At 70.8% G+C, this 18,447-nt stretch carries 21 protein-coding genes, 1 tRNA gene and 1 pseudogene; 16 read left to right on the forward strand and 7 right to left on the reverse strand.

What is annotated here, in order from left to right; genetic code table 11:
- The first annotated feature begins 27 nt into the window (after nt 1-27).
- The 7 genes from amrb99_RS00445 to amrb99_RS49775 all read left to right on the forward strand — a co-directional run bounded on the left by amrb99_RS00445 (nt 28) and on the right by amrb99_RS49775 (nt 4,631).
- Entirely contained in the window at nt 28-1,236 is a 1,209-nt protein-coding gene (locus amrb99_RS00445) for a cytochrome P450 (protein ID WP_190850616.1), read from the forward strand.
- A gap of 26 nt (nt 1,237-1,262) precedes the next feature.
- Nucleotides 1,263-1,496 carry an integrase gene (locus tag amrb99_RS00450; protein ID WP_190850618.1) on the forward strand — a complete coding sequence of 78 codons (234 nt, stop codon included), beginning with the start codon at nt 1,263-1,265 and terminating at the stop codon, nt 1,494-1,496.
- A 548-nt stretch (nt 1,497-2,044) separates the two neighbouring features.
- On the forward strand, nt 2,045-2,488 hold the full coding sequence (locus amrb99_RS00455) for a hypothetical protein (protein ID WP_190850620.1): 444 nt from the start codon (nt 2,045-2,047) through the stop codon (nt 2,486-2,488).
- A gap of 82 nt (nt 2,489-2,570) precedes the next feature.
- Complete coding sequence (locus amrb99_RS00460; protein WP_190850623.1) at nt 2,571-2,996, forward strand: hypothetical protein; 426 nt, start codon at nt 2,571-2,573, stop codon at nt 2,994-2,996.
- Between the two features lie 242 nt (nt 2,997-3,238).
- Nucleotides 3,239-3,625, forward strand: coding sequence for an FtsK/SpoIIIE domain-containing protein (locus amrb99_RS52930; RefSeq protein ID WP_347256475.1), 387 nt, complete (start codon nt 3,239-3,241; stop codon nt 3,623-3,625).
- Nucleotides 3,622-3,849 carry a hypothetical protein gene (locus amrb99_RS52935; RefSeq protein ID WP_347256476.1) on the forward strand — a complete coding sequence of 76 codons (228 nt, stop codon included), beginning with the start codon at nt 3,622-3,624 and terminating at the stop codon, nt 3,847-3,849. Before amrb99_RS52930 ends, amrb99_RS52935 begins: the two co-directional genes overlap by 4 nt.
- A gap of 416 nt (nt 3,850-4,265) precedes the next feature.
- Complete coding sequence (locus tag amrb99_RS49775) at nt 4,266-4,631, forward strand: tyrosine-type recombinase/integrase (protein WP_206699735.1); 366 nt, start codon at nt 4,266-4,268, stop codon at nt 4,629-4,631.
- A gap of 89 nt (nt 4,632-4,720) precedes the next feature.
- Here amrb99_RS49775 and amrb99_RS00475 read toward each other — a convergent pair.
- Nucleotides 4,721-4,794, reverse strand: a tRNA-Gly gene (locus amrb99_RS00475).
- Between the two features lie 91 nt (nt 4,795-4,885).
- Here amrb99_RS00475 and dcd point away from each other — a divergent pair.
- From dcd to amrb99_RS00495, 4 genes and pseudogenes are all read left to right on the forward strand, one after another.
- Nucleotides 4,886-5,461, forward strand: coding sequence for a dCTP deaminase (dcd, locus tag amrb99_RS00480; RefSeq protein ID WP_190850633.1), 576 nt, complete (start codon nt 4,886-4,888; stop codon nt 5,459-5,461).
- 186 nt (nt 5,462-5,647) lie between these two features.
- Nucleotides 5,648-6,925, forward strand: coding sequence for a betaine/proline/choline family ABC transporter ATP-binding protein (locus amrb99_RS00485; protein ID WP_190850635.1), 1,278 nt, complete (start codon nt 5,648-5,650; stop codon nt 6,923-6,925).
- 175 nt (nt 6,926-7,100) lie between these two features.
- Nucleotides 7,101-7,814: pseudogene (locus amrb99_RS00490) on the forward strand (ABC transporter permease subunit); the annotation flags it as partial.
- Nucleotides 7,815-7,919: 105 nt separating this feature from the next.
- Nucleotides 7,920-8,801, forward strand: coding sequence for a glycine betaine ABC transporter substrate-binding protein (locus tag amrb99_RS00495; protein WP_241755103.1), 882 nt, complete (start codon nt 7,920-7,922; stop codon nt 8,799-8,801).
- A 149-nt stretch (nt 8,802-8,950) separates the two neighbouring features.
- Here the strand turns inward: amrb99_RS00495 and amrb99_RS00500 are convergent, their stop codons facing one another.
- Both amrb99_RS00500 and amrb99_RS00505 read right to left on the reverse strand, forming a co-directional pair.
- Nucleotides 8,951-9,718 carry a ZIP family metal transporter gene (locus tag amrb99_RS00500; RefSeq protein ID WP_190850639.1) on the reverse strand — a complete coding sequence of 256 codons (768 nt, stop codon included), beginning with the start codon at nt 9,716-9,718 and terminating at the stop codon, nt 8,951-8,953.
- Nucleotides 9,719-9,847: 129 nt separating this feature from the next.
- Complete coding sequence (locus amrb99_RS00505) at nt 9,848-11,995, reverse strand: heterodisulfide reductase-related iron-sulfur binding cluster (RefSeq protein WP_190850641.1); 2,148 nt, start codon at nt 11,993-11,995, stop codon at nt 9,848-9,850.
- A 314-nt stretch (nt 11,996-12,309) separates the two neighbouring features.
- Between amrb99_RS00505 and amrb99_RS00510 the strand changes: the two genes are divergently transcribed.
- From amrb99_RS00510 to amrb99_RS00520, 3 genes are all read left to right on the forward strand, one after another.
- Nucleotides 12,310-12,900, forward strand: a complete 591-nt coding sequence (locus tag amrb99_RS00510) for a TIGR03086 family metal-binding protein (RefSeq protein ID WP_190850643.1) — start codon at nt 12,310-12,312, stop codon at nt 12,898-12,900.
- 128 nt (nt 12,901-13,028) lie between these two features.
- On the forward strand, nt 13,029-14,276 hold the full coding sequence (locus amrb99_RS00515; protein WP_241755104.1) for an NAD(P)/FAD-dependent oxidoreductase: 1,248 nt from the start codon (nt 13,029-13,031) through the stop codon (nt 14,274-14,276).
- Between the two features lie 125 nt (nt 14,277-14,401).
- A complete protein-coding gene (locus amrb99_RS00520) occupies nt 14,402-15,343 on the forward strand; it encodes a TIGR01777 family oxidoreductase (RefSeq protein WP_190850645.1) in 942 nt (313 codons plus the stop codon).
- On the opposite strand, the gene amrb99_RS00525 is transcribed toward amrb99_RS00520, so the two are convergent.
- On the reverse strand, nt 15,344-15,982 hold the full coding sequence (locus amrb99_RS00525; protein WP_241755105.1) for a DUF2867 domain-containing protein: 639 nt from the start codon (nt 15,980-15,982) through the stop codon (nt 15,344-15,346).
- Between the two features lie 62 nt (nt 15,983-16,044).
- On the opposite strand from amrb99_RS00525, the gene amrb99_RS00530 reads away from it, so the two are divergent.
- Complete coding sequence (locus tag amrb99_RS00530; RefSeq protein ID WP_190850648.1) at nt 16,045-16,608, forward strand: TetR/AcrR family transcriptional regulator; 564 nt, start codon at nt 16,045-16,047, stop codon at nt 16,606-16,608.
- On the opposite strand, the gene amrb99_RS00535 is transcribed toward amrb99_RS00530, so the two are convergent.
- From amrb99_RS00535 to amrb99_RS00545, 3 genes are all read right to left on the reverse strand, one after another.
- Nucleotides 16,605-17,168, reverse strand: a complete 564-nt coding sequence (locus tag amrb99_RS00535) for a dihydrofolate reductase family protein (protein ID WP_190850650.1) — start codon at nt 17,166-17,168, stop codon at nt 16,605-16,607. The genes amrb99_RS00530 and amrb99_RS00535 overlap by 4 nt on opposite strands.
- 76 nt (nt 17,169-17,244) lie before the next feature.
- A complete protein-coding gene (locus tag amrb99_RS00540) occupies nt 17,245-17,505 on the reverse strand; it encodes a GntR family transcriptional regulator (protein ID WP_190850653.1) in 261 nt (86 codons plus the stop codon).
- A gap of 50 nt (nt 17,506-17,555) precedes the next feature.
- Nucleotides 17,556-17,807 carry a GntR family transcriptional regulator gene (locus amrb99_RS00545; RefSeq protein WP_173097275.1) on the reverse strand — a complete coding sequence of 84 codons (252 nt, stop codon included), beginning with the start codon at nt 17,805-17,807 and terminating at the stop codon, nt 17,556-17,558.
- A 154-nt stretch (nt 17,808-17,961) separates the two neighbouring features.
- Between amrb99_RS00545 and amrb99_RS00550 the strand changes: the two genes are divergently transcribed.
- Nucleotides 17,962-18,252 carry a hypothetical protein gene (locus amrb99_RS00550; RefSeq protein ID WP_190850656.1) on the forward strand — a complete coding sequence of 97 codons (291 nt, stop codon included), beginning with the start codon at nt 17,962-17,964 and terminating at the stop codon, nt 18,250-18,252.
- Nucleotides 18,253-18,447: the final 195 nt, after the last annotated feature.

Here is an 18,447-nt window from a genome sequence, read left to right on the forward strand (position 1 = left end):
ACGATAACGTGAACTATAACGTGTTATATGAAGGCTCCTGTGGTCTCCGAGGACCTGTTCTCCCCCGAAGCGCTGGCCGACCCCTACCCCCGGTACCAGCGGCTGCGTGAGCGCGGCCCGGTGCACCTGCTGCCCGACCTGGGACTGCACCTGGTGGTGGCGCACGAGCAGGTCCTGCGGGCGCTGGAGGATCCGGCGGTGTTCTCCAGCAACCTGGCCGGGCTGCTGGCCGCCGGCCCCGGCGGAACCGACTTCGTGGACATGGGCAGCGCGGCCGTCGATGTGCTGGCGACCGTCGATCCGCCCCGCCACACCGGCCAGCGCGCCACCGTCGCCCCGGCGTTCACCCGACGCACGGTCGCCGAGCTGTCCGGACGGATCCAGGACCTGCTGCACCCGCGGGTGACCGCCCTGGCCCGCCGCGGCGGCGGAGACTGGATGGCCGAGGTCGCCGCCCCCGTCCCGGTGCTGGTGATCAGCCGGATCCTCGGGCTGCCCGAATCCGACGCCGACCGGATCATCGCCTGGTCGGACGCCGCGATCGAGCTGCTCAGCGGCCTGGCCGGCCCCGACCGGATGATGCACCTGGCCGAGCAGATCCTCCAGGTGATGCGCTACCTCGACGAGCAGCTCACCCGCGCCGCCGCCCGCCCCTGCGGCGGCCTGCTCGACACCCTCGTCCAAGACCACACCCTCACCCGGGACGAACGCGTCCAGATGGCGCTCCAACTGGTCACCGCCGGCAGCGAATCGACCACCAGCCTGCTGGGCGCCGCCGCCCGCACCCTCGCCGACGACCCCGCCCTGGCCGACCGGCTCCGCGCCGACCCCGACCGGATCGAGGCGTTCGTGGAAGAGACACTGCGGCTGCACAGCCCGTTCCGCGGCCACTTCCGCGTCACCACCCGCGACACCGAACTCGGCGGCGTGCACCTTCCCGCCCGCTCCCGCCTGATGCTGCTGTGGGGGGCGGTCAACCGCGACCCCGCCGCCTTCACCGCCCCCCACACCCTCGACCTGCACCGGTCCGCGATCAAATCGCACACCGCGTTCGGCCGCGGCATCCACTTCTGCATCGGCGCCCACCTGGCCCGCCTGGAAGCCGTCCTGGCCGTGCGCACCCTCCTGGACCAGGGCGCCTTCCACGCCACCTCACCCGCCCAGTACGTGCCCAGCCTCATGATCCGCCGCCTCACCCACCTCGACCTGGCCTTCGCCCCCCGCAACGCCGACTGATCCCCGCCACTGCCAGGGGCATAGGTGTGACGGGACACTCCTGTTCCCATGACCTTCGGCACACCGGCAACCACCTCGCGGCCGACATGGACGTCCCGACCAAGAACCTGATGGCGCGCAGGGGCCATGACAAAGAGCGGGCGGCGCCGCGCTACCAACACAGGTCGGCCAGGGGTGACCGCATCATCGCCGATGGCCTCGATGCGCTCGTCCGCGCGAAACTTGGGAATCAAGCCGATCCGCGCCGTCATAGCGGCTGACCTGGCCTTCGCTCGTACCGCAGGTGTCCGCTGTTGCCCCTTGATCACCCTGGCCAATTGCACGCTAATTGCACGCCACCACAGCCGAAGAGCTGTGCGTCTCGGCCTGCTCGGGACGGCGACAGCACCCGGATCATCCGAGGGCAAGTGGACCCGGAGCGCAGGGCCGGCTGGCCACGGCCCGAGCACCGGAAGCCGCGCGGCGGCGATCGCCCCAACCACGCAACCCGCCTCAGCCACGCAATGGCGATCGTAGGGCTGAGTCGCAGAGCGATTCATGACGAGTCTCACGAGCAAGATCCACACGCGTCCAGGCTCGTCCGCGCGAATGGCGGGACGGTGTGACAGACCGTTACACGCGAACGAGTGCCCTGGCTCGCGGGGTCCAGGGGCGGCGAAGCCCCCTGGTTCGAGCTTGACCAGCCCACAGGCCAATGGGCCGGAACCATGCCGACTACGGCCCCCAAAGCGATGGCCTGCCTTGTGGTCCCCGCCCTCATATCGCATGGGCGATTACGGTCTCCACCGGGTGAGCACTCCGAAAGGCTGTGGGCACCACCATGGCCGACTGCGGATCATCGATGTCGCCGACGCCGCGCCGTGGCCTCGCGGACCTGATCGAACGTCTGGACCGGCTTGATCGTTCTCGGGTACGAGGCGGCGTGATCCATGACAACCTTGAGCACGTGACCATCGGTAGCGCGATCTTCTGGGGTCTCCTTCTCGGCGGATGGCAGCTTCTGGTGCACGACGCTAGAACCCGCCTGTTCTACATCTGCGTGTTCGGCGTCCTGTTCCTAGTTTCACTGGGCTGGGCGGTCTTCGACGCGTCCGGCGATGGGTTCGACCCGGACTTGGCGACGGGAGCGCTCCACTTCGGCATCGCCACGGCGGTGGTGGTCGCCTTTACTCCGCTTAGCCGACGCAAGAGGGCCGCGCAGGAAAGGGACGCAGAGACTGTCGCCGGAAAACACTGGCAAGACCTGCCCTGAGCTGCTGGCTCAACCTGGGCGGACGGGCGACGCGGCGCGGCGGGACCGGACCCCGCGGCTAATTAGCGCCTAGGCTGGGCCGATGCCCAGACTGGCTTCCGTTCTCGCCCTGGCATTCTCCGCCCTCCTGCCACTCACCGGGTGCCGACTTGCGGACGTGCAGCCGGAGGTCGAAAGGTCGGAGCTGATCGGGGTCTGGAAGTCCGATCGGGGCGGCGTCATCGACTTCCGGACCGACGGTACTTTCACCGCCCAGAACGTCACCTTCCCCGACCAGTGCAAGGTGACCGGCGGTGAATACGCAGACCGTTACCGCGTGTCCGGCACCGGTACCTGGGTGGTGGGCAATCACAGTGACGAGCCCTACGGCGCGGTGATGGAATTCCACCCGAAGGGCGACCGCCCGATGACGGGCAGCTGCACGGTTTGGGCGCCCCTGGTCCCCGAGGACCACTCGACCATGCACCTGATGTACGACAGCACCGACGAACCTTATCGCCGCGGTTGATTAGAGGTTCCTCGTCCGCTCGTCTATCTCGTCGAGCCTGGCGCTCTGGCGCCGTAGGTGCTCGCGGATCTCTTGGAGCTGGGCCCATAGGAGTGCGAACTCTTCGGTTGGCCCCTCGGCCTCGTCTTGAGGCTGCTCCGGGGGTTCAACCTATTCTGGGCGGTCCGTCACGATGCTCGGCGTGCCCTGCCCGCCCTGCGGCGATGTCCCCGCGCAGCTCGTCAGCGATGCGGACGTAGACCTTGCGCCGGCCGGCGCTGGCCATCAACCGCAAAGAGTCCGTCGACCTGCTGTCTGACCTCGTCGGCGAGGTCGATAACCGGATGGCGCTGTGCCGTGGGCACGGTGCCCGCAACGTCTGGACGCTCCCTGAGGCGCTGCGGCCGGTGCTGGTGGTGGACGAGGTTGCCGAGCTGTTCCTGATGGCCGACAAGTCCGAGAAAGAGGAGGTGTCGCGGACGGCTACCGCGCTGCTGCGGGTGGCGCAGCTCGGCCGGGCGTTCGCGGTCTACCTGATCGTCTGCGGACAGCGCATCGGCTCCGACCTCGGACCCGGCGTCACCGCCCTGCGCGCTCAGCTCTCCCGCCGGGGTGCCACCGCGTCAACGACCCCGAGACCGCGAACATGACCCTCGGCGACCTCGACCCGGCTGCCCTCGATGCCGCCCGCGCCACCCCCGCCGAGACTCCCGGCGTGTGCATCGTCGCCGGCCAAGACGGCGCCTGGCACCGCGCCCGCTCGGTCTACGTCCCCGAACACGCGGCCGAACACGCGGCCCGTGAGTACGCGCACCTGACGCCGGACTGGGAAACGCTCATCGGCTCCGTCCCGGTCATCTTCCCCGCCGCCTAGGCGCCCCTCCTTCTCTCTTCCGGCTCGGCGTGAGCCCTGATCCGCGCCACGTCCCTACCCGACCCATGCCCGAAACCGTCTCTGGAGGCTGCTCGATGACTGCTCGCATCCGCGTCCTTCTTCCCCGTCCTCGCGCGCCCGGTTCGTCGTCGTCCCGTCCCCGTCCTCCGGCTCGTCCTCGCCGTCCTCGCCGTCCTCGGTGTCGTCGTGGGACGTGCGGCCGGTCGGCGTCGAGTGGGACGAGCTCCTGTCCCTGCACGTCGTCCGCTGCCAGTGCTGCGCCGACTCGTTCGCCTCGTCCCGACCCGGTGAGGTCGACGACTGGGCCGACACCCACCCTGCGACCCCGAGATGGCCGCGCTGCTCGCGCTCGTCGACGTTCGGCGGGCCGCCCGATGCGGCGCATCCTCGCAGCGGTGGCCGAGAAGGGTGGCGATGCCCTCGTCTTCACGGGCATCAAGGGCGGGCCGCTGCGGCGTAGTGGCTTCAACAAGGTCACGCGATGGAAGCCGGTGGTCGAGGCGCTCGGCGTCCCGAACCTGCACTTCCATGACCTTCGACACACCGGCAACACCCTCGCGGCCGACATGGGCGTCTCGCTCCGGAACCTGATGGCGCGCATGGGCCATGACAACGAGCGGGCGGCGCTGCGCTACCAGCACCGGTCCAACAGCGCTGACCGCGCCATCGCGGACGGGCTCAACGCGCTCGTCCAGGCCGGCCAGAAGCGGGACGGCGACGATGACGACGGGGCGGCCGGATCGCTGGTGCCGGTGGCGTAATTGCACGCTAATTGCACGGCGCCTCTCTGAGGCCCCTACAAAGATCAAGGCCCAGGTCGGGATTCATGTCCTGACCTGGGCCTTCGTCATGGAGCGGGTGACGGGAATCGAACCCGCGCTGTCAGCTTGGGAAGCTGAAGTTCTACCATTGAACTACACCCGCGTGGCGGGTGGTGGGGGCCGCCCGCGCTTGGACATCGTACCGGAAAGTCGGGTGCGGCGTGGCGGGGGTGCGGGTGGGATAGCTTTTCGGGGTGCTGCTCTCCGATCGCGATATCAGGTCCGAGCTCGAGACCGGGCGGGTGAAGATCGACCCGTACGAGCCGGGCATGGTCCAGCCGTCCAGCGTGGACGTGCGACTGGACCGGTACTTCCGGGTGTTCGAGAACCACCGGTACCCGCACATCGATCCGGCTGTGGAGCAGCCGGACCTGACGCGGCTGGTGGAGGTGGACGCCGAGGAGGCGTTCGTGCTGCATCCCGGGGAGTTCGTGCTGGCCTCCACCTACGAGGTGTTCGGGCTGCCCGACGACCTGGCCGCGCGGCTGGAGGGCAAGTCCAGCCTGGGGCGGCTGGGGCTGCTGACGCACTCGACGGCGGGGTGGATCGACCCGGGGTTCAGCGGGCACGTGACGCTGGAGCTGTCGAACGTGGCGACGCTGCCGATCAAGCTGTGGCCGGGGATGAAGATCGGCCAGATGTGCCTGTTCAGGACCAGCTCGCCGGCGGAGTACCCGTACGGATCGGAGCGCTACGGGTCGCGGTACCAGGACCAGCGGGGGCCCACGCCGTCGCGGTCGTATCTGAACTTCCACCGGACGAAGGTGTGACGCCCGGCACGTGACGCAGATCACTCAAAGATGAAACATCTTCTCGGGACGGGTAGTTTCGTGCGACGCACAGCCTTGGCACCTGGTTGACAGCCTCTTTTGCCTGAGGTGGGTCGACGGGTGCCTGACGGATGAGGGCTACCCGTTTCCGCGCCGCCCCCGGGTGTGGGAACACGGAAGGAGATCGTGTCCATACTCCGCGCGGAAAGCGTCACGAAGCTGTTCGGCCGGAAGGCGGCCGAGGCGCAACGAAAACTCAAGGCGGGCGCGGACCTGAAGGACGTCCGCGCACTGGGCGTCACCCCCGCCGTCGTGGACGCCACGTTCGAGGTCGAGCAGGGCGAGATCTTCGTGGTGATGGGCCTGTCGGGCTCCGGTAAGTCCACGTTGATCCGGATGTTGAACGGCTTGCTGGAGGCCACCTCCGGGACCGTCGAGATCGATGGCCAGGATATCGCGAAGCTGTCGCCGAAGGCGCTGCGAACGCTCCGGCAGAACAAGATCTCCATGGTCTTCCAGCACTTCGCGCTCTTCCCCCACCGGTCCGTCCTGGCCAACGCCGCGTACGGGCTGGAGGTCCGCGGCGTCGCCAAGGAGGAACGAGAGAGCAAGGCCCGGGAGTTCCTGGGGCTCGTCGGGCTCGCGGGCTGGGAGGACAAGCTCCCCGGCCAGCTGTCCGGCGGCATGCAGCAGCGGGTCGGGCTGGCCCGCGCGCTGGCGGCGGGCACCGACATCATCCTGATGGACGAGGCGTTCAGCGCGCTGGACCCGCTGATCCGCCGCGAGGTGCAGGACCTGCTGCTGGACCTGCAAGGGCGGTTCGGCAAGACGATCGTGTTCATCACGCACGACCTGAACGAGGCCATGCGCATCGGCGACCGCATCGCGGTGATGCGGGAGGGCCGGATCGTGCAGATCGGGACCGCCGAGGAGATCCTGACGGACCCGGCGAACGACTACGTCGCCCAGTTCGTCGCGGACGTGGACCGGACCCGGGTGCTGACGGCGTCGTCGGTGATGGAGAAGCCGCTGGTCACGGTGCTGTCGTCGACGGGGCCGCGGACGGCCCTGCGGACGATGCGCGAGCACCAGACCGACGCGGCGTTCGTCGTCGGCCGGGACCGGCGGCTGATCGGCAAGGTGAAGGCCGCGGCGGTCGCGGACGCGGTGCAGGAGAACGTCCAGAAGCTGGACGGCCTGATCGACCCGGAGGACCTGGACCCGGTGGCACCGGACACCCCGGTCGCCGACCTGTTCCAGCGGTGCGCGGAGAGCGACCTGCCGGTGCCGGTGGCGGACGAGGCCGGGACGCTGCTCGGGGTGATCCCGCGGGTGACGCTGCTGGCGGCGCTCGGCGCGATCAGCACGCATGTGGACGAGGTCGTCGAGTCGTCCGGCGAGGACGCCGCGGACGGCGCGGAGCCGGCTCTCGCGCTGACGAAGGAGGGTTCCGTTGACGACTGACGTGCTCGCGAGCGAGGTGCCCCGGGTGCACGTCGGCGACTGGTTCTCCGACCTGGTCGACTGGTGCACCACCAATCTGGGCTGGCTGTTCGACGGGATCGGCTCGGCCATCACGTGGGCGGTCGACAACCTGACCGACCTGCTGAACCTGCTGCCGCCGGTCGGGCTGGCGGTGGTGCTGGCGGTGATCGCGGTGGTGCTGAGCGGCTGGAAGCTCAGCGTCTTCACGCTGCTGGGCTTCGGGCTGATCGACAGCATGGAGCTGTGGGACCCGGCCATGGACACGCTGGCGCAGGTGCTGGTGGCCGCGGTGATCGGGGTGGTGATCTCGATACCGATCGGCATCGCGGCGGGCCGCAGCGCCGTGGTGAGCCGGATCGTCCGCCCGGTCCTGGACTTCATGCAGACGATGCCGGCGTTCGTCTACCTGATCCCGACGATCTTCTTCTTCCACATCGGCGTCGTGCCGGGCGTGGTGGCGACGGTGATCTTCTCGCTGCCGCCGGGGGTGCGGCTGACGGAGCTCGGCATCCGCGGCGTGGACCCGGAGATGGTCGAGGCGGGCGAGGCGTTCGGTACGCCGCCGATGCGGGTGCTGACCCGGATCCAGATCCCCCTCGCCATGCCGTCGATCATGGCGGGCGTCAACCAGCTGATCATGCTGTCGCTGTCGATGGTGGTCATCGCGGGCATGGTCGGCTCGGACGGCCTGGGCGGCGTGGTGCTGGAGGGCATCCAGCGGCTGGACATCTCCAAGGGCTTCGAGGGCGGCCTCGGTGTGGTCGTCCTGGCCATCTACCTGGACCGTCTCACCGGCGCGCTGGGCGGCGAGCGCCCGAGCGGGCTCCGCACGTTCTGGGCGCGCAGGGCGGTCGGCCCCCTCGGCTGAGCCCCTCGGCCGACATCCATGGGCTGACCACCATGGGCGACCGCGCGGGGCGCCCCCCGCGCACACGATCTTTCCACCCCCTGCAAGGCGACGAAAGGAAGGGCATTGCGTCCCAAGTTCAAGGTTCTGGCCGCGGCGGCGATGGCGCTGGCGCTCGGCGCGACGGCGAGCGCCTGCAACAGTTCGGACGACAAGAAGAACAGCAAGGATCTGACGCTCGGCGTCGTGTCCGGCTGGGCGGAGGGCGAGGCCGCCACCGCCCTCTGGAAGAAGATGCTGACCGACAAGGGCTACAAGGTCACGGTCAAGGAGCTCGACACCGGCCCCCTGTACGCGGGCATGGCGCAGGGGGACGTGGACCTCTACGTCGACTCGTGGCTGCCGAACACCCACGAGGACTACTGGAAGCAGTACGGCGACAAGCTGGAGAAGATCGGCGTCTGGTACCCGTCGGCGCCGCTGACGATCGCCGTGCCGGACTACTCGCCGCTGCACTCGCTGGCGGACCTCAAGGGCAAGGGCTCGCAGTACGGCGGCAAGATCATCGGGATCGAGAAGAGCTCCGGGCTGTACCGGGTGTCGCAGACGAAGATGCTGCCCGCCTACGGCCTGGACAAGGAGTACACGGTCACGACGTCGTCGACGGCGGCGATGCTGGCCGAGCTGCAGAAGGCGGTCAGCGCCCACAAGGACATCGTCGTCACGCTGTGGCGCCCGCACTGGGCGTACTCGAAGTTCCCGATCCGGGACCTTCAGGACCCGAAGGGCGCGATGGGCAAGCCGGACGGCGTGAACACCGTCGCGCGCAAGGACTTCGGCAAGGACCAGCCGCAGGTGGCCGCCTGGCTGAAGAAGTTCAAGATGGACGACAAGCAGCTGGGCTCGCTGGAGGACCTCATCGCGAACCAGTACAAGGGCAAGCCGGACCAGGCGGTGGACGCGTGGCTGAAGGCGAACCCGGGCTTCGAGCAGTCCATGACGGGCTGATGCGTCGTCCCGTCCCGGAGGGAACGTTCCAGCGTTCCTGAAGGCGTCAGGGGGCCGTCCGGAGATACCGGACGGCCCTCTGCCTTTTCCGGGACGTTCTGGACCCTTTCAGGACGTTCTGAAGGGCGCCGCGTCCCGCGCGGCCCCGGTCAGCCCGCCAGGCCGACGCTGAAGACGACCACGACCAGGCCGAGGCCGGTGGCGCACAGCGTCATCACGCGCGGGTGGCCGCTGTGCGCCTCCGGCAGGATCTCTGCGGCGGACAGGTACAGCAGGACGCCGGCGAACAGCCCGAGGTAGGGCCCGAGGACGCCCTCCGGGACCGTCCCGATCAGGGTGAGCGCGGCCCCGGCGACGGGCGCGACGGCGTCCGCTACCAGCAGCGCGAGTGCGGGACGGCGGTCCCGGCCGCCGAGCGAGGCCGCGGTGAAGGTGTTGAAGCCGTCCGCGAAGTCGTGGGTGATGACGGCGAGCGCGACGAACGCGCCGGTCTGCGTGCCGGACTGGAAGCCGAGCCCGATGCTGAGGCCGTCCACCAGGCTGTGCCCGACGAGCGCGCACGCGGCGAGCAGCCCGGCGCCGCCCGCGCCGTCGCGGTGGCCGTGGCCGTGCGCGCGGCCGTGCGCGTGGACGTGCGGGGCGTACTCGCCCTCGTGGGCGCGGTGGATCGCGACGGACTGCTCGACCACGTGCAGCAGCAGGAACCCGACGGCGAAGCCGATCATCGGGGCGGGGACGCCGAACGGCCGGTTCCGCGACAGCTCCAGCGACTCGGGGATCAGGTCGAACGCGACGACGCCGAGCATCAGGCCGCCGGCGAGGCCGAGGACGAGGTGCCGCTTGTCCCGCACCCGCATCGCCGCGAGCCCGCCGGCGAGCGTCATGAGGAATGCCAGGGCGGACACGAGCACGGCCATCCCCTGGTCTTACCAGCCGTCCCGGCGATCACTCCTCCCGCCGCGTCGATGATCGGCTACAGAACCCTTGACACGGCGAAGGCCCCGGCCCCCGCCGAGCGGGGACCGGGGCCGCGACGCGGGTGCCGGTTACTCGGCGGCCACGGGCTCCTTCTCCTGGGCGGTTCCCTCGCCCTTGATGGAGCGGATGAGCAGCTGGGAGACGTCGACGACCTCCAGGCTCTCCTTGGCGTCGCCGGAGTTCTTCTTCTCGTTGATGGCGTCGCCCAGCATGACCAGGCAGAACGGGCACGCGGTGGAGACGGTGTCCGGGTCGGTGGTCAGCGCCTCGTCCACGCGCTCGGTGTTGATGCGCTTGCCGATCCGCTCTTCCATCCACATCCGGGCGCCGCCGGCGCCGCAGCAGAACCCGCGGTCCTTGTGCCGGTGCATCTCCTGCGTCTTGACGCCGGGGACGGTGGCCATGATGTCGCGGGGCTGCTTGTAGACCTTGTTGTGGCGGCCCAGGAAGCACGGGTCGTGGTAGGTGATCTTCTCCTCGATCGGGGTGACCGGGGTGAGCCTGCCCTCCTCGACCAGGTGCGCCAGCAGCTGGGTGTGGTGGACGACCTCGTAGTTCCCGCCGATCTGCGGGTACTCGTTGGCCAGGGTGTTGAAGCAGTGCGGGCAGGTCGCGACGATCTTCTTCACGCCCGCGTCGTTGAGCGTCTCGACGTTCTGCTGGCCGAGCATCTGGAAGACGAACTCCATGCCCAGGCGGCGGGCCGGGTCACCGGTGCACGCCTCCATCGGGCCGAGCACGGCGAACTTGACGCCCGCGATGTGCAGCAGCTCGGCGACGGCCTTGGTGGTCTTCTTGGCCCGGTCCTCCAGGGCGCCGGCGCAGCCGACCCAGAACAGGTACTCGGTGTCCTCGGCGACCTTGTCGTCGACGACCTCGACCTCGAAGTCCAGCTCCTCGATCCACTCGAGGCGCTTCATCTCGGACATGCCCCACGGGTTGCCCTTGTTCTCGAGGTTCTTCAGCATGACGCCGGCCTCGGACGGGAACGAGGACTCGATCATGACCTGGAAGCGGCGCATGTCCAGGATGTGGTCGATGTGCTCGATGTCGACCGGGCACTGCTCGACGCAGGCGCCGCAGTTGGTGCAGGACCAGAGGACGTCGGGGTGGATGACGCCGTCCTCGCCGACGAGCTCCTTGTCGACCTGCATGGCGAGCTTCTGCTCGTCGGTGAACTTGGCCTGCGCCTCCTCGGAGGCGGTGAAGTAGGGGGCCTTGGCCAGCGCGTGGTCGCGCAGCTCCAGGACCAGCATCTTCGGCGAGAGCGGCTTGCCGGTGTTCCACGCGGGGCACTGGGACTGGCAGCGACCGCACTCGGTGCAGGTCGCCATGTCGAGGAAGCCCTTCCAGGTGAAGTCCTCGATCTTGCCGCGGCCGAAGACGTCCTCGTCGGGGTCGGCCTCCTCGAAGTCCAGCGGCTTGCCGCCGGACATCATGGGCTGCGCGGCGCCGAGCCCGTCGGGGCGGCGCTTGAACATCACGTTCAGCGGGGCGAGGAAGATGTGCAGGTGCTTGGAGTGCACCACGAACACCAGGAACACCAGCGCGACGCCGATGTGCAGCAGCAGGCCGATGGACTCCAGGACGTCCAGCGTGTGGTGGCTCAGGCCGTCGAACAGGTGCCCGACCAGGTAGGAGAAGTAGGCGCCCTTGCCGTAGTCGAGGTTGCCGTTGGCCCACTCGACGCCCCGGTAGAAGAACATCGTCCAGATCACGTTGAAGATCATGAACAGCGTGATCCAGGCGCCGGACAGGTGCGAGCCCTTGAACCGGGACTTGCGCTCCAGCCGCTTGGGCGAGTTCTTGATGCGGATCGAGGTGAAGACGATCAGGCCCGCGGTACAGGCCAGCGCGATGGTGTCCTGGACGAACCCGATCGGGCCCCACGTCTGGAGCCACGGGATCTTCTTGTCCAGGCCGGCGAGCAGTGCGACGGCCGCTTCCAGGTAGACGGTGGCCAGGAGGAAGAACGCCCACATGACCGCGGCGTGCGCGGAGCCGGCCAGCGTCCACTTCAGCAGTTTGCGCTGTCCCAGGACCTCGGTGACCTGGCCCTCGATGTCGGCCTTCTTGTCACGCTTGACCTGCAGCACGCGCTCGGGGTCGGGCTGCCCGGCCATGGCCGTGTTGTACAGGAACAGCACCCGCCGGCCGGCGAGCGCCAAAGCGACCGCCGTTCCGGCGAGCCCAATGACCAACGTGATCCAGAACACTGTTCCGTCCTCCTGGGGTACGGGCGATGGCAGTCAGCGTAGGGCTCGCGACAGACTGCATCTCATCCGGGGCCCGAATACTACTCGGTAGTAGCTTATGTGGTCACACGCGCAGGTCAGCACGCCTCTCGACCGGTCCGCGCACCGGTGGGCCGCGAACTCGCCGTTCCGTCGTCCCATACCTTACGGATCCGGCGCGCCGATGAGTATCGGCCGCTTCCCGAGTCAAAAGGACAGGACGAGGGCCCGTCCAGCGCGTTCCCGCCCAGCGGTACGCGGCGGACGGGCCGCACCGACGGAGGAGAGACCGGCCGATGCCCCAGAACCCCGACCTCGCGCCCGCCGCCCGCCGGCTGGCGGACCTGCTCGCCGCCGTGCGCGACGACCGGCTCGGCGCGCCGACGCCGTGCGCGGACACCTCGCTCGCGACCCTCATCGACCACGTCGACGGGCTGTCGCTGGCGTTCGCGCAGGCCGCCGCCAAGGACGTCCCCGAGGGCGGGTCGCAGCCGCCGTCCCCGGACGGCGCCAACCTGACGCCCGACTGGCGTGCCCGCGTGCCCGAGCGGCTCGCCGCGCTCGCCGCCGCCTGGCGCGAACCGTCCGCGTGGGAGGGCACGACGGAGGCGGGCGGCGTGCGGATGCCCGCCGAGGTCATGGGACGCGTCGCGCTGAACGAACTCGTCATCCACGGCTGGGACATCGCGGCGGCCAGCGGGCAGCCCTACGTGTGCGGCGACGACGAGGTGGAGGAGTGCCTCGTGTTCGTCGGGCAGGCCGTCGAGCAGAGCGGCGGCAAGGGCGCGCCGGGGCTGTTCGAGGCGCCCGTCCCCGTCCCGGACGGCGCCTCTCCCCTCGACCGGCTGATCGCCCTCACCGGCCGCGACCCGTCCTGGACGCCCTAGCCGCGGCGGTACCCCACGGCGTGCTCCCGGCCGGACCCGCCGGTGACCGTGGATGACCAGGGCATCGGCGGGCATGACGACCGGGCGAGCGACCAGAGGGGCCGGCGCCGGCCGGCCGAGGGGGGCGCATGATGGCCGAGGACGTCGTCGTTGTCGGAGCGGGGCTGGCCGGGCTGGCCTGCGCGGTGCGGCTGCACGAGCGCGGGGTGCCCGTCCGGGTGCTGGAGGCGTCGGACGGGGTCGGCGGCAGGGTCCGCACCGACCTCGTGGACGGCTTCCGCCTCGACCGCGGGTTCCAGGTGTTCAACACCGCCTATCCGGAGGCGAGGCGCCTGCTCGATCTGCGGGCCCTCGACCTGCGGCCGTTCGCGTCGGGGCTGCTGGTCTTCCACGAGGGGCGCCGGGAGCGCGTGATGCTGCCCTGGCGGCACCCGGAGCACGCGTTGAGCGGCGTGTTCGCCGCCGTCGGGACGCCCGCAGACAAGGCGGCGCTGGCGGCGATGACCGCCCGCGACCTCGCCGCGTCCGGCTCCTGGCTGCGCGACGGCCCGGACCGCCGCACCCGCGACGAGCTCCGCGTCCGGGGCATGTCGGACGTGATGATCGACGGGCTGATGCGCCCCTTCCTGGCGGGCGTCCTGCTGGAGCGCGAGCTGGAGACCTCCAGCCGGTTCTTCCACCTGGTCTGGCGGTCGTTCGCGCGCGGCACCATCGCCGTCCCGGCGCTCGGCATGGGGCGCATCCCCGAGCAGCTCGCCGCGCGGCTGCCGGCCGGGACGATCTCCCTGAACACCCCCGTCCGGGAGATCGTCGACGGCGGCGTGCGGACCGAGGACGGCGGCACCGTGCGGGCGAGCGCCGTGGTCGTCGCCACCGACCCGCGCCGGGCGGCCGCGCTGCTGCCCGAGATCGAGGCGCCGGCGATGCGCGCCGTCACGACCTTCTACCATTCGGCCCCGGCCTCGCCGCTGGGCGAGCCGGTCCAGATCGTCGACGCCGACGGCGTCGTCACCGACACGCTGGTCCTCACCGACGCGGCTCCGGAGTACTCGTCCGGCGGCCGCGCGCTCGTCTCGACGTCCGTGCTCGGTACCGGGGCGGACGAGGCGCGCGTGCTGGACCGGCTCGGCGAGATCTACGGCGGCACGTCCGGCTGGCGGCTCGTGGCCGAGTACCCGATCGAGGCCGCGCTGCCCGCGATGCCGCCGCCGCTGCGGATGCGCCGCCCGGTGCGGCTGGGCGCCGGGCGGTACGTCTGCGGGGACCACCGCGACACCGGCTCCATCCAGGGCGCCCTGGTGTCCGGGCGGCGCACCGCGGAGGCCGTGCTCGCCGACGCCGTCCAGCGGAGCGGCGCCACCCTGCACCCGGCCTGATCCGGAACTCCCGTCACCGGCACGGCCACGGGCCGACCCGCCGGCGGCACCGTGACGGCCGTCTCGTTTTTAAACACGTTCAAAAATCTGCGTTACGCTTCCGGGGACACCGGGAGGTGGACGCGATGAAGCTGGTGATCCCCGGCGGCACCGGGCAGGTGGGCACGGTCCTGGACCGCGCGCTCACCGCCGCGGGCCACGAGGTCGTGATCCTGACGAGGCGGCCGGCGCGCGAGCGCGAGCTGCCCTGGGACGGCCGGACCCTCGGCCCGTGGGCGGCGGCGATCGACGGCGCCGACGCCGTGATCAACCTCGCCGGGCGCAGCGTGAGCTGCCGCTACACCCCGGCCAACCTGCGGGAGATGATGGACTCCCGGGTCGAGTCGGCGCGGGTCGTGGGCGAGGCCGTCGCCGCCGCCGCGCGGCCTCCCCGGGTCTGGCTCCAGATGAGCACCGCCACCGTCTACGCCCACCGCTTCGACGCGCCCAACGACGAGGCGACCGGCGTCATCGGCGGCGGCGAGCCCGGCGTGCCGCGCTACTGGTCGTACAGCGTCAGGATCGCCGAGGAGTGGGAGCGGGCGCAGGCGGAGGCCGACACCCCGTCCACCCGCAAGGTCGCGCTGCGCACCGCGATGGTGATGAGTCCCGATCGCGGCGGCGTCTTCGACGTGCTGCTGCGGATGGCGCGGCTCGGCCTCGGCGGGCCGGTCGCGGGCGGCGCGCAGTACGTGTCCTGGATCCACGAGGACGACTTCGTCCGCGCGGTCGAGTTCCTGATCGGCCGGGACGACCTCGACGGGCCGGTGAACCTCGCCTCGCCCGGTCCCCTGCCGCAGCGCGCGTTCATGCGCGCGCTCCGCAAGGCCTGGGGCATGCCGGTGGGACTGCCCGCCACGGCGTGGATGGCCGAGATCGGCGCGCTCGCCCTCCGCTCGGACACCGAGCTGCTGCTCAAGAGCCGCCGCGTCGTCCCGGGCCGCCTGCTCGACGGGGGTTTCACCTTCGACCATCCGCGGTGGCCCGAGGCCGCCGCCGACCTCGTCCGGCGGGTCCGGCGCCGCTGATCAGGACCCGGTCGCGGCGCGGGCGCCGCGCTCGCGCCAGGCCCGCTCCCACTGGCGGGTCAGCATCGGGTAGACGATCAAATACCGGAACGGCGTGATGACGGCCATGTAGAGGCGCCCGACCAGGCCGTTCGGCCGGACCAGCACCGCCATGCGCAGCTCGTAGCCGCCGTCCGCCGCCGGAGCCCACCCCAGGTGCATGAGGCCGTGGACGGTGCCGTTCGCGATCTCGCGGACGTCCTCGTCCGGGAGCCGGTAGACGGGGGTGAACGGGGAGCCGACCGGCGCGGAGTCGTCCACGGTGTCGCGCAGGTCGCTCGGCAGGCGGTCGCGCAGCGGCCGGACCCGGGACCCGAGGCCGGTCCTCGGCCGGTCCCAGCCGAGCAGCGCGCCGAGCCCCCAGCGGACCGCGAACAAGAGCTTCACCGGAGGGGCCTGCCGGGCGAGGCCGCCGGACGACCGGATCGCCTCCAGCATCACTGGGAAGTCGTCGGGCCCGGCGCCGGGAGCGCGGACGGACCACACGTCCTCCAGCTCGAAGTCCCGCGCGATCTCGTGGATCCGCCACGGCCGGTCGGTGTGCGCGCTGTCGGGAAGCCGCATGGCCACCGCCTCCGCCAGGTATACGGTTGCGTACAACACCCAGGCTAACCCCGGTTATACGGATGCGTATAGATGGGGACGGAAGTGAGGTGGGGCACATGGCGGGCGCGACCCGCACGCCGCGCGGCCGGTGGGTCGAGGAGGGCCTGCGGATGCTGGCCGAGGGCGGGCCCGACGCCGTCCGGATCGAGGGGCTCGCCAAGCGGCTCGGCGTCACCAAGGGCGGCTTCTACGGGTACTTCGCCGACCGCGGCGCCCTCCTGGAGGCGATGCTGGACGCCTGGGAGCGCGAGAGCACCGACGACGTCATCGACCGCGTCGAGAGCGAGGGCGGCGACGCGCGGACCCGGGCCGTGCGCGCGGGCACGCTCACCTTCTCCTCCGACCGGCTGCTCCCGCTCGACCTCGCCGTCCGCGACTGGGCCCGCCGGGACGCGGCGGTCGCCGAGCGCCTGCGGCGGGTCGACGACCGGCGCATGGCCCTGCTCCGCGAGACGATCGGCACGTTCTGCGACGACCCCGACGAGGTCGAGGCCCGCAGCCTGATCGCCTTCTGCGTCGCGATCGGGCACCACTTCCTCGCCGCCGGCCACGAGGGCCGCACCCGCGCCGAGGTCCTCGCCCGCGCCGCCGACCTCGTCCTCGACCGCCCGGCCCGCTAGCGCCGCGGGCGGTAGCGCAGGTCGACGACCTCGGGGGCGTTCCCGTCCCGCATCAGCTCCCACCGGACGGGGCCGACGCCCGGCGCGTCGAAGAGCCGGACGCCGTCGCCGAGCATCACCGGCGCGAGGTGCACGGAGAACTCGTCGATCAGCCCGCGCTCGACGCACTGCCGCGCGACGTCGGCGCCGAACACCTCCAGGTTCTTGCCGCCCGCCGCGTCGAGGCCCGTCTCGACGGCCTCCGCGACATCGCAGTCCAGGAAGGTGAAGCCGGGGGCGGGCGGGGCGTCCTGCGGATGATGGGTCAGCACGAAGATCGGGCCGTCCCACTTCCCGCCGTACGGCCTGCGGTTCTCGCCGCCCTCGGCGTCGTAGCCCGCGTCGAAGCCGCGCCGCCCGGCCAGGATGGCGCCGGTGGTCGCGACCATCTCCTCGACGATCCCCGGCGTGAACGACAGACCGGACATCCAGTCCATCGCATGTCCCGGGCCGGCGATGAAGCCGTCCAGCGACATGGTGAGGTGCCACAGCACCTTGCCCCGCCCGGATGAACCCGTCATGGCCCCGCCTCTCAGGTATGAGCTCCTGGAGTTGGGACCCCGAAGGCGCCGAGAACTCATCGCCGCCCTCGGACGGTCAGCCGTCCTTCTCCTCGACGTCCGACGGCTTCGCGATCACGAACGTCCCCCGCCCGTGAACACCCCGGATGAGGCCCCGGTCACGGAGCACCCTCGTCGCCGCCTCCGCGGTATTGACGGACACCTTGAACTCGTCCGCGATGGCCCGCACCGCAGGGATGCGGCGGCCCACAGGGTAGGCGCCGTCCACGATGCGCGCTGTGAGAACACCCGCCACCTGCAGATACAGGGGCTCCATGCCGTCGAGATCGATGCTCACCCGGGGACGCTAGCGCGACTCAGGACTCTTGGACGCGCAGCGTCGCACGACTAGTCCGACTCGGGCGGTATGTCGGGCGCGACGAACGTGCCGACGCCGTGCACGGCGACCGTCAGGCCGCGCTCGCGCAGGACTCGCAGCGCCGCCTCGCTCGTCCGCGTCGACACTCCGGCCTCCGCGGCAAGCGAGCGGGCGGACGGCACCCGGGTCCGGGGCGGCATTTCTCCAGCCCGGATCCGGCGTTCTATCTCATCCGCAACCGACAGGTACATCGGCTTCAGCGAGTCCAAGGGGAATCCCATATGGGCACGTTACGGACCCCGTGGGCATGCTTTGGTCCTACGGGTGTCCACAGGTGCCCACGTGTGCCTACCATTCAGGGAGGCGGCCCCGGCGGGGTGCACCACCACTCCGCCGGGGCCTAGGCATCGACCGTCGCTAGGAGGCGATCGACCCATGACCCCTGAGAGTAGAGCGCGGCTTGAGGCGCTGGGCGTGGTTCTGCGCGCGTACGAGCTGCACGCGTCCATGACCGAGGACGGGCTGCGCGTCGTCAACCCGGCGGTGGCGGGGTGCTGCGGGGCGCATCCGTCCGATGTGATCAGCGTCCGGGCGCGGGAGGAGGACGGCGGGCGGGCGTGGTTCTTCACGTCATGGCGGCATCCGATCGCCGAGGCGGAACGCGTGGTGGACGCGGTGATGGCGATCCGGGACCTGCTCGACGGCGCGCCGGGGGTGGCGCAGTGATCGCGGTGTGGGCGTCCGCCATGTGCGTCGTGGCGGTGCTGGCGGCGTCCGTGACGGCGTTCGCGATGGAGCAGCGGCGGCCTCGGTACCGGGGGCGGCACCGGGCGATGTTCTGACCGCGTGCCCGGCCGCCCACCGCCGGGTGGCCGGGCGCCGGGGCGGCGACTACGCTCGATGATCTTCATCGGAGGTGGC

This window comes from Actinomadura sp. RB99, from assembly GCF_014706005.1.
Classification (GTDB): Bacteria; Actinomycetota; Actinomycetes; order Streptosporangiales; family Streptosporangiaceae; genus Spirillospora.